This is a genomic window from Limnobacter sp. (assembly GCF_964228395.1).
Lineage (GTDB): Bacteria > Pseudomonadota > Gammaproteobacteria > Burkholderiales > Burkholderiaceae_B > Limnobacter.
On sequence record NZ_CAXQZX010000161.1, the window covers coordinates 1 to 9,072 of the forward strand.

11 protein-coding genes are annotated in these 9,072 nt (G+C 56.9%); 5 read left to right on the forward strand and 6 right to left on the reverse strand.

Features of this window, described 5'->3' with window-relative positions; translation table 11 throughout:
* Positions 1–254 precede the first annotated feature (254 nt).
* The 3 genes from ACEQU8_RS13745 to ACEQU8_RS13755 all read right to left on the reverse strand — a co-directional run bounded on the left by ACEQU8_RS13745 (position 255) and on the right by ACEQU8_RS13755 (position 2,902).
* Positions 255–1,706, reverse strand: a complete 1,452-nt coding sequence (locus ACEQU8_RS13745) for an ammonium transporter (RefSeq protein ID WP_370264356.1) — start codon at positions 1,704–1,706, stop codon at positions 255–257.
* 21 nt (positions 1,707–1,727) lie between these two features.
* Complete coding sequence (locus ACEQU8_RS13750; protein ID WP_256763159.1) at positions 1,728–2,066, reverse strand: P-II family nitrogen regulator; 339 nt, start codon at positions 2,064–2,066, stop codon at positions 1,728–1,730.
* A gap of 71 nt (positions 2,067–2,137) precedes the next feature.
* Positions 2,138–2,902 carry a TorF family putative porin gene (locus ACEQU8_RS13755; protein ID WP_370264358.1) on the reverse strand — a complete coding sequence of 255 codons (765 nt, stop codon included), beginning with the start codon at positions 2,900–2,902 and terminating at the stop codon, positions 2,138–2,140.
* 209 nt (positions 2,903–3,111) lie between these two features.
* Here ACEQU8_RS13755 and ACEQU8_RS13760 point away from each other — a divergent pair, with 209 nt between their 5' ends.
* Both ACEQU8_RS13760 and ACEQU8_RS13765 read left to right on the forward strand, forming a co-directional pair.
* A complete protein-coding gene (locus tag ACEQU8_RS13760) occupies positions 3,112–3,345 on the forward strand; it encodes an accessory factor UbiK family protein (RefSeq protein WP_370264359.1) in 234 nt (77 codons plus the stop codon).
* A gap of 106 nt (positions 3,346–3,451) precedes the next feature.
* Positions 3,452–4,999 carry a YifB family Mg chelatase-like AAA ATPase gene (locus ACEQU8_RS13765; RefSeq protein ID WP_370264360.1) on the forward strand — a complete coding sequence of 516 codons (1,548 nt, stop codon included), beginning with the start codon at positions 3,452–3,454 and terminating at the stop codon, positions 4,997–4,999.
* Positions 5,000–5,022: 23 nt separating this feature from the next.
* On the opposite strand, the gene ACEQU8_RS13770 is transcribed toward ACEQU8_RS13765, so the two are convergent.
* Together ACEQU8_RS13770 and ACEQU8_RS13775 are read right to left on the reverse strand one after the other, a co-directional pair.
* The gene (locus ACEQU8_RS13770; protein WP_370264361.1) at positions 5,023–6,312 is read right to left on the reverse strand and encodes a nitrate/nitrite transporter; all 1,290 of its coding nucleotides are present in this window, start codon (positions 6,310–6,312) and stop codon (positions 5,023–5,025) included.
* 12 nt (positions 6,313–6,324) lie between these two features.
* Entirely contained in the window at positions 6,325–6,771 is a 447-nt protein-coding gene (locus tag ACEQU8_RS13775) for a hypothetical protein (protein ID WP_372521250.1), read from the reverse strand.
* A gap of 186 nt (positions 6,772–6,957) precedes the next feature.
* Between ACEQU8_RS13775 and ACEQU8_RS13780 the strand changes: the two genes are divergently transcribed.
* The gene (locus ACEQU8_RS13780) at positions 6,958–7,290 is read left to right on the forward strand and encodes a DUF1840 domain-containing protein (protein WP_370264364.1); all 333 of its coding nucleotides are present in this window, start codon (positions 6,958–6,960) and stop codon (positions 7,288–7,290) included.
* Here ACEQU8_RS13780 and ACEQU8_RS13785 read toward each other — a convergent pair.
* Positions 7,287–7,805, reverse strand: a complete 519-nt coding sequence (locus tag ACEQU8_RS13785; protein ID WP_370264365.1) for a DUF962 domain-containing protein — start codon at positions 7,803–7,805, stop codon at positions 7,287–7,289. The two genes, ACEQU8_RS13780 and ACEQU8_RS13785, sit on opposite strands and share 4 nt — an antisense overlap.
* A gap of 137 nt (positions 7,806–7,942) precedes the next feature.
* On the opposite strand from ACEQU8_RS13785, the gene ACEQU8_RS13790 reads away from it, so the two are divergent.
* Together ACEQU8_RS13790 and ACEQU8_RS13795 are read left to right on the forward strand one after the other, a co-directional pair.
* Positions 7,943–8,653, forward strand: a complete 711-nt coding sequence (locus ACEQU8_RS13790) for a Crp/Fnr family transcriptional regulator (RefSeq protein WP_370264367.1) — start codon at positions 7,943–7,945, stop codon at positions 8,651–8,653.
* Between the two features lie 156 nt (positions 8,654–8,809).
* The coding region (locus ACEQU8_RS13795; RefSeq protein WP_372521251.1) for a DUF4394 domain-containing protein at positions 8,810–9,072 on the forward strand (263 nt) is incomplete at its 3' end.

The window sequence follows — 9,072 nt, forward strand, 5'->3', positions numbered from 1 at the left end:
CCAAGGGGGCAGAGGCCCGACCCGACCTCCGTTTTGGAGGGCGGGCCTCAGTTCAGGCGAGGCTCAGGGAGGGATCAACAGATTGGCCGTCGCCAAGGGGCATGGTCCTGCTGGCTTCAAGGAGCAAGCGAACGAAAACGGCATGGACTGCTGGCTTCAAGCAGCAAGCCCACGAAAAAAGGCACCCGAAGGTGCCTTTGAGGTTCGGCCCGTGACCCTGGGCCGAAAGGATCCACCAAGGTGGAGAGTGTTGCTTACTTGCTGTAAGCCTGCTCACCGTGAGAGGTGATGTCCAGGCCTTCACGCTCGGCTTCTTCGCTAACACGCAGGCCAACGATGAGGTCAACCAGTTTGTATGCGATGGCTGCAACTACGCCGGACCACACGATGGTGATGATCACGCCCTTGGCTTGCACGGCCAGTTGAGAGGCGATCACGAAGTCGTCACCCATGGTGCCGCCCAGGCTTGGAGCAGAGAACACGCCCACAAACAAGGCACCCAGGATACCACCCACACCGTGTACACCGAACACGTCGAGTGCGTCGTCGGCGCCCAGCATACGCTTCAGGCCGCTCACACCCCACAGGCACAGTACACCAGCCAGCAAGCCGAGGATCAAGGCGCCCATGGGGCCGATGGTTCCGCAAGCTGGAGTGATGGCAACCAAACCACCCACGGCACCAGACGCAGCACCCAGCATCGAGGCTTTGCCTTTGGTGAGGGCTTCAGCAGCAGACCAGCTCAATGTGGCAGCGGCTGTGGCCAGCAGTGTGTTGATGAAGGCCAGCGTTGTGCCACCGTTGGATTCGAGGTTAGAACCAGCGTTGAAGCCGAACCAACCCACCCACAGCATGGAAGCACCCACCATGGTCAGTGTCAGGCTGTGTGGAGTCATGGCTTCTTTGCCGTAACCAACACGCTTGCCAACCATGTATGCACCCACCAAGCCAGCAACGGCCGCGTTGATGTGCACCACGGTACCACCAGCGAAGTCGATCGCGCCGTCAGCAAACAGGAAGCCAGCGCCGTCCCACACCATGTGAGCCACAGGGATGTAGCTGAATGTGAACCAGATCACGGAGAACAGCAGCACCGCAGAAAACTTGATGCGCTCTGCAAAGGCACCAACGATCAGGGCACAGGTGATACCAGCAAATGTGGATTGGAATGCGATGAAGATGAACTCGGGGATCATCACGCCTTCGGTGAAGGTGGCCGACAGAGAGTCTGTGGTTACACCACTCAGGAAGAGCTTGCTGAAGTTACCTACGAATGGGTTGTCGCCGCCACCGAAGGTGAGGGAGTAGCCGTAGATCGACCACAACACCACGATCAAGCAGAACACAGTCATCACTTGCATGAGCACGGACAACATGTTCTTGGAGCGAACCAAACCGCCGTAGAACAACGCCAAGCCTGGAATGGTCATGAAGATCACAAGCATGGTGGCGGTCATCATCCAGGTGGTGTCGCCTTTGTCCACAGTGGGCTCAATGGCGGGGGCAGCTTCTTCAGCGGGGGCTGCAGCAGCTTCGGCCACTGGGGCTTCGGCAGCAGCTTCTACTGCGGGTGCTGCTTCTTCAGCAGGCGCAACAACGGCCTCGGTGGCCGGGGCAGCAGGCGTTTCCTGGGCGTATACACCAGGGCTTGCAACACTGAATCCCAGTGCAGCAGCCGCCAGCCAGATGGTCAGAAGTTTTTTCATAATGGCCTCACTTCTCTCTGGTTAAAGGGCGTCTTTGCCGGTTTCGCCTGTGCGAATACGGGTCACGCTCAAGAGATCAAACACAAAAATTTTGCCATCGCCGATCTTGCCGGTTTTGGCAGCGGTTTCAATGGCTTCGCAAGCCTGGTCGACCAAACTGTCGTCCACAGCCGCTTCAATTTTTACTTTGGGCAGGAAATCCACCACATACTCTGCACCGCGGTACAGCTCTGTGTGGCCTTTCTGACGACCAAAACCTTTCACCTCGGTCACGGTGATGCCCTGCACTCCAATGGCAGACAGCGCTTCGCGGACCTCGTCCAGTTTGAAAGGCTTAATGACTGCTGAAATAAGCTTCATTACGCACTCCTGAAAAGAGTTTGAAGAGGGTTGAAACAGCGCCCCTCTTCAGAGCGCTGTCATCGGGTCTATCAGAACGATGTGCCGACAGTCACGATCAAGCTTGTTTCGGTACCGTCTTTACCGAATGCACGCTCAGCGTCGTTATCTGTGCCAACCACTGCCGCACCCAGGTCAAACTTTCCTACGGTGTAGGTCACGCCCACGGAGTAGTCGGAGTAGCCATCGATGCGAGCACCGTTGCTAAAGATGTCTTCGGAGTAGCTGGTGATGCCGTAGCTTGCAGCCAGAGTGATGTTCTCGGCCAAGGCATACTCATAGCCCAGCTTGACGTAGGTGCTACCGCTCAGGTCAGTTGCTTGAGGATTCGCGATGGCGGCATTGCCCACACCGGCCTGTGTCAGAGCGAAGTAGTCTTTGCCCAAAGAATAGGAAACACCCAAGGTGAAACCAGCGTAGCCCAGGTTACCGTACACTTCCAATGTGTCAGGGTCGGGAGATACGTTGGCAGAGCCTTCGTAGTAGTACTTCAACAGACCCACGTCGTAGCTCACGCCGCTGAATTCACCAGCGTAACCACCGTAGATGTCCATTTCCAAGCCGGAAGTACCACCGCCAAAGTTAACGTTGGAGTTCCAGTTGCCCAGGTAGAAACCGTTGCCGAAATCTACGTCAAAGCCACCCTGGAATGCAGGACCACTGTTGGTTTGGGAAATACCACGGAATTTGTAATCTGTTGTCAATGCTGCGTTGGCAGACACTTCAACAGCAGATGCAGTGGAAACAGCCCCGAAAGTTGTTGCCGCAATGGCAGTTGCCAGTACGAGTTTTTTCATCTCACTCTCCTAAAAATAGATGAATGCCGTAAAATTTTTTTGGCAAGGGGTCTAAAGCGAGAAGCGTGCCAGCGATGTACTGGTCGGTAAATTCGCAATAAATCGCCTTTTTTCGGGCACAATGGCCATGCATTTTTTTGAATTTCCGCCCAACGCACCACTTTGGTGCACTGTTTTGGTGCGTTAACCTTCACCCTTTTGAGGTAACCTTGGCAAGCAATCCATTCGACATGCTGGCGGGCAAAGTGGGCGATCTGCTCCAGGCCCGCGGGCTGCAAAACCTTGAAAATCCTGTGACTGGCGTTCTGAAGCAGGCGCTTCAGGACCTTGAATTTGTGAGTCTTGAGGACTTTGAAATTCAAAAGGAGGTCATTGCCCGACTGCGCGAAAAGGTGCATGCACTGGAATTGCGCGTGGCCGAGCTGGAGAAGCGCCAAGCTTAAGCTGCGCACCTTTGTGCCCTCACTTTGAGTGACACCATCCTAGGCTTGGTTTTGCAGGCGAGTTGGCGCGGGCCATAATCCGCGTCTTCGCCCTTCGTCCCCAGCCATGCCCTTAGCCACCCTTCAAAGCCTCACATTTGTGGGCGTTCGCCCGGTGGTGGTGAACATCGAGGTCCATTTGTCGGCGGGGCTTCCATCTTTTGCCCTGGTCGGTCTGCCCGACGCCGAGATTAGGGAATCCAAAGAGCGCGTGCGCTCTGCACTCATCAATAGCGGGTTTGAGTTTCCCAGCCAACGAATCACCGTGAATCTGGCGCCAGCCGATTTGCCCAAGGGCAGCGCGGCGTTCGACCTGGCCATTGCCCTGGGCATTGCCAGCGCCTCGGGCCAGTTGGCCAAGGCCGATTTAAGCCAATGGGTATTTGCAGGCGAGCTGTCTTTGTCTGGCCAACTCACCCAAGTGCGAAGCCCCTTGGCGCTGGCTGTGGCGGTTCGGCAAGAGGCCTTAAACACCCAGCACCCTCTGCGCCTGATGCTGCCCAAACCCAGCGCCACTGCGGCTGCCACCGTGCCGGGTTTGCCTGTGTATGGGCCTGCCAGTTTGTTTGAGGCCTCTGCTCACCTGGTGGGCCATGGCACGCCGCTTGAAGTCGTGGTGACACATGCAGATTCGTCGACACAGGCCAACCCTCCAGACATGAAAGACGTGGTGGGGCACGAAAGCGCCAAGCTCGCCCTGCTGGCCGCAGCGGCCGGGCAGCACCACATTCGCTTGGTGGGGCCACCGGGCAGCGGTAAATCCATGCTCGCGCAGCGCCTTGGTGGCCTGCTGCCACCCTTGCCCTTTGAAGAGTCGCTAGAGATCAGCGCCATTCGCAGCCTCAAAGGCGAGGCCAACCAAGTGTGCGATGCACGGCCATTCCGAAACCCACACCCCAGCACTTCCATGCCAGCGCTGATTGGCGGGGGCAACCCGCCCTCGCCTGGCGAAATCACCCTGGCCCACTTGGGCGTGTTGTTCACCGACGAGGTGCTGGAGTTTGATCGCCGCACCCTTGAGTCCCTGCGTGAGCCCCTGGAAACAGGACGAGTCAATGTGTCCCGCGCGGGGCATCAGGCGTCTTTTCCAGCCCGCTTTTTGTGGGTGTGCGCCCACAACCCCTGCCCCTGCGGTTGGCTGGGCCACCCTGCCAAAGAATGCCGCTGCACGCCAGAGCAAGTGCGCCGCTATCAGGCCAAGTTATCTGGCCCCTTGGCGGACCGTCTGGATATTTCTGTAGACGTGCAGGCCATCACACCCCACGAACTGCTGGCTGCAAAAACCGAACACAGCATGTGCACCCGCACCTTGCTGGAACGGGTTCAGCACAGCAGGCAAATGCAATTGACCCGCCAAGGCTGCTTAAACGGTGAACTCAGCGCTGGGCAAATTGCGGCGCACTGCAAACCCTCGGCGGACGGGGAAAAACTGCTGCTGCAATACGCGCAAAAAAATCACATCTCGGCCCGGGCCATGCACCGCATATGTCGCTTGGCCCGAACACTGGCCGACCTCGATGGGGCTGATACCCCCCAAAAAAACCACGTGGCCACCGCCATTCAATACCGCCGCCCTTTGCAAGGCCTTCAGCAACTCCGGGCTGGGCCCCTGTAAGCACACGGCACAGGCCAAGCGCATCAGGCGGGCAGAAGATGACTGGTTTTTCTGCCCGGCCTTGCGTACCAAAGCCAAGAGGCCAATTGCAAAGCCCACAACACGGCCAAGGAGGCGCGCATGCCATCGGTGTAACTCCAGCCCAGCTTTGTAAAGGCATCGATGCCAATACCAATGCCCCATTGAATGCTGAAAGCGCCAATAAAAATCAGCAGGTTCAACGCCGTGCTGGAACGACCTGTGAGTTTTTTGGGGAAAGGTTTGTTGCAGGTGGCGTAAGTCATGATGCCGCTGGCAATCAACAAAGCGTGGAGCAACCAGCCCCACAGAGTGGCATTGGCCCCTTGCGCTATTTGCAAGGCAAACAACACCAGCGACAAGCCCATGCCCACCAGCATGATTTGATCTTCGTCCCCACCCCGTTTGGAAATGGTGCGCGTAATGAAGCCCAAGACCAAGTAACCCGCCATCAATGTGGCTGAAATCCAGAACATGTTTTGCGCAGCCTGCGTATTGGTGAGCCCGATCACATTGGTAAACCACGGCCCCACCCAAAGGCCATGAAAAGCCATGAAACCGCCCTGTGTAATCATGGCCAGGGGCGCCACACGCCAAAAATGCGGGTGGCGGAAAATTGCCCCATAGCCCTGTGCCATGTCTTTGACCGATTCTGTTTTTTGCGGCTTGAACAAGGTGGGCAAGGCAAACCACAGGGCAAAGCCCGCCAAAACACACAATACAGCAGCCACCACAAACACGCCGCGCCAACCCAACATGGGCAGGGCCGCCTCGACGGGCGTGGTCACCGTCAACGCACCCATGGACCCAGCCACCAACATCCACGACGACAGCGAGGCCTGCAAATGGGGCCTGAAATACAGCGAATACGCCTTCACTGCCGCCATCAGGCAGGCAGACACACCCACCCCAATCAAGGCGCGCCCCACCCACAACCATGCAAACGATTCAGCGTTGGCAAAAATAATGGCACCCAAGGCGGCAAAGCCAATGAGCACTGCCTCCACGCGGCGAGGGCCGTAGCGGTCAAGCATCACGCCAACGGGCAACTGCATGAGGGCGAAACTCAAAAAATAAGCCGAGGCCAGCAATCCCAATTGCGCAGCACTTAAACCCAATTCCTGCACCAGCGGTTGCGCAATCACGGCATTGATGGCCCTAAAACCGTAGCTCAATACATAAGCCGCAGCAAAAATGCCAAACATGCGCATGGCCAAGCGCCCCCCCACATAGAGGTGCTCCAGGCCATCAGGGCCCACTTCGCGGGAAATATCGGGATGATTGTGTGTGTTCATGGGCACAAGCCGTCACTGGCCGAGCAGGGAAAAACCGCTAAACCAGGTGGTTTGGATCTCGGGCAAAGCCTGCTGACCCGGCCCCATGAGGGTGACCTGGTACAACACGCCGCGATGCTCAAAAAACCGGGCAACGGCATGGCCAGCCTCCCCCGAGGGCAAGCTGCCCTGCAGCTCTACCCGCCACGCGGGCTGGCCCAGCCATTCGGTGCTTTGCAATTGGGCCGCCCCAGCCTGGACGTTGTTGGCCAAGGCCTGCGCCAAAGCATTGCGCAACACCTCCCCCTGACCCTGCAACGGCCCTTGCAGCGGAACAGTGCCCACGGCAAAGTAGCTGCCATCGACCTGCGCCGCATGCAAAGTGAGCGGCACCTTTAAACCAGCCAAATCGAGCGTACGCGTCACCATGGCCGGCTTGTCTGGAAACGTGGCCACATAACCCACATCGCTGTTGGGCACAGCGCGCCAGTTATAAGCCGGCGAACAAGCCTGCAGCAAAAGAGCCAGGCAAAAAAGGCAAAAAAAACGGCGGCTTGTCAACAACATGGTGCGGGGCTGGCGCATTGCGGCGAAAATAAGACAGGTGCACCATTGTAGGTGCGTTTTTGACTGTTCAACAGCCGTATTCACCCCAAGCGACTCACCATGGGTATAGTTAAATTCAAATCCAAAGCCGCAGCCGACATCGTGATGCTCAAACCACATGCCGAAAAATTGTTCAAGATCATGGGCATTGAAGTGGGCGAACGGGGCGTAATCACCCCTGAAAACCTGGCGCATGCGCACGCCCAGTTGGTGGCTGCCATCAACATGGAGCGCATGGCCAAGGCCGACAACCCCATCAATGAGGATGACCTCAGCCTAGAAGAGCGGGTGGCGCTGCGCAACCAAGTGTCGCTGGAGCAGCGCGCTTACCCTTTGCTCAAAATGCTGGAAGAAGCCCAGAAAAAACAAGTGGACGTGCACTGGGGCTTTTAAGCATTCACCTCGCGGCGGCGCACCGGCCCAGCGATGGCCTCCACCTCCGCTTGGGTTTTTTTGCCCAAACCCAGCAAAAAGCCCATTTCAGCCACCACAAACAGTGGGCCAATCGCCAAGCCAATCATGTCATCAACAAAAGCGGGCTTGCGGCCTTCGTAATAGTGGCCAATGAACTGAATGATCCAGCCCACCACGAAGACACCCACACCTGCGCCCAGCCACGCCAAGGTGCTGGCAGTTGCAAAAGTGCTGGCCACCGCCAACAAGGCGCCATGAATAATAAACATGGCCAGCCCGTATCCCAGGCTTAGCTTGAAATAGAAAATGCTCGAAGCAATAAACACCACCAAGGCGGGTGTCACTGCTATGCCTGCAATGTCTACAGACCAACGGGACAACAAAATAAGCACCGACAGAACAATGATGGGCACGCCCACAAAATGCGTAGCAATGTTGCGTGGGTCGCGGTGGTAGGTGGCGTAATTGGCCAGTTGTTGGACCAAAGTTTTCATGACAATCTCCTTGAGGCAGGGCATCCTGCATTTGTTATACCTTCACATCGTGACAAATGGAGGCGAAGGGGTCTGTCAATTGCCTGACATTTGATGCTAATTTAGGCACTGGGCGGGAGACAACACCACACAACAACATGCAAACACCCCACATTCACCAAATTCTGATGCGTGGCAAGTGGTTTTCCAGCTTGCCTGGCCCCTTACAACAAGCCTTGGTGGCTCAAGGTTTGGTGAAAAACTTTCAAAGCGGCCAGCGCTTGTTTTCCCGCGGGGACTGCGCCGACGGCCTTTATGCGGTGCTCAAAGGCGCTGTGCAAATTGTAGGGGCCAACAAACACGGGGCAGAAGACAAACACGTCATTCTTACCTTGATTGAACCCCCCGACTGGTTTGGCGAAATTTGCCTGTTCGACCGCCAACCCCGAACCCACGATGCCATGGCCGATGGTGCGGTGTCTGTGTTCCACGTTCGTCAAACCCTGCTGGACCAACTGGTGCAAGACAACCCCACGTATTGGCGCGAATTTGGCTTGCTGCTGACCCAAAAGGTTCGCCTTATTTTTGGCGCCATCGAAGATGCCGCGCTGCTGCCCACGCCCATGCGCCTGGCTCGCCGGCTTTTGCAAATGGCCGAGGGCTACGGCATGCGCACCGACAACTCGGTCAGTGCGCGTACCTTGCATGTGTCCCAAGAAAAACTGTCGGCCATGCTGGCCATTTCGCGACAAACCGTGAACCAGATGCTCAAGGAAATGGAGCAGGAAGGCCTGCTAAAACTGGGGCGCGGGAGCATTGAAATTCTTGATTTGGACGGTTTGAAAGCCAAGGCTCAGACCGGCGGCTAGAAAATCAATCGAGGGTGCATCCAAGCCATATTCCTGCTGTGTTGAAGCAATGCTGATCAAAAAATTCAGCGTTCGTGTTACACAGAGGGGAAGATGATGAAGTTTCAAAAAACTTGGATGGCCTTGGCCGCAAGCGCTTTTGTTCTTGGCGGGTGCTTGAGCGATGATAACGCGGCACTCAGCCCCGGTGATGTATTCGTGCTCACCAGCAACGGCCAACTGGCCACATTCAACCGCACCGACCCATCTGTAGTGCGCACCAGCGTGCCCATTACCGGAGTAATGAGTGGAGACACGCTGCTGGGCATGGACTTCCGGCCACGAGACGGTCAACTGTATGCAGTAGCACGCACCTCACCAAGCAACGCAGGGCGGCTGTACACCATCAACACCAACACGGGCGTGGCCCCAGCCGTGGC

What these genes read in the sequence shown, in the direction of transcription:
- ACEQU8_RS13745 (WP_370264356.1), bottom strand. Translation starts at nt 1,706, where the DNA reads ATGAAAAAACTTCTGACCATCTGGCTGGCGGCTGCTGCACTGGGATTC.
- ACEQU8_RS13750 (WP_256763159.1), bottom strand. Translation starts at nt 2,066, where the DNA reads ATGAAGCTTATTTCAGCAGTCATTAAGCCTTTCAAACTGGACGAGGTC.
- ACEQU8_RS13755 (WP_370264358.1), bottom strand. Translation starts at nt 2,902, where the DNA reads ATGAAAAAACTCGTACTGGCAACTGCCATTGCGGCAACAACTTTCGGG.
- ACEQU8_RS13765 (WP_370264360.1), top strand. Translation starts at nt 3,452, where the DNA reads ATGCCCTTAGCCACCCTTCAAAGCCTCACATTTGTGGGCGTTCGCCCG.
- ACEQU8_RS13770 (WP_370264361.1), bottom strand. Translation starts at nt 6,312, where the DNA reads ATGAACACACACAATCATCCCGATATTTCCCGCGAAGTGGGCCCTGAT.
- ACEQU8_RS13780 (WP_370264364.1), top strand. Translation starts at nt 6,958, where the DNA reads ATGGGTATAGTTAAATTCAAATCCAAAGCCGCAGCCGACATCGTGATG.
- ACEQU8_RS13785 (WP_370264365.1), bottom strand. Translation starts at nt 7,805, where the DNA reads ATGAAAACTTTGGTCCAACAACTGGCCAATTACGCCACCTACCACCGC.
- ACEQU8_RS13790 (WP_370264367.1), top strand. Translation starts at nt 7,943, where the DNA reads ATGCAAACACCCCACATTCACCAAATTCTGATGCGTGGCAAGTGGTTT.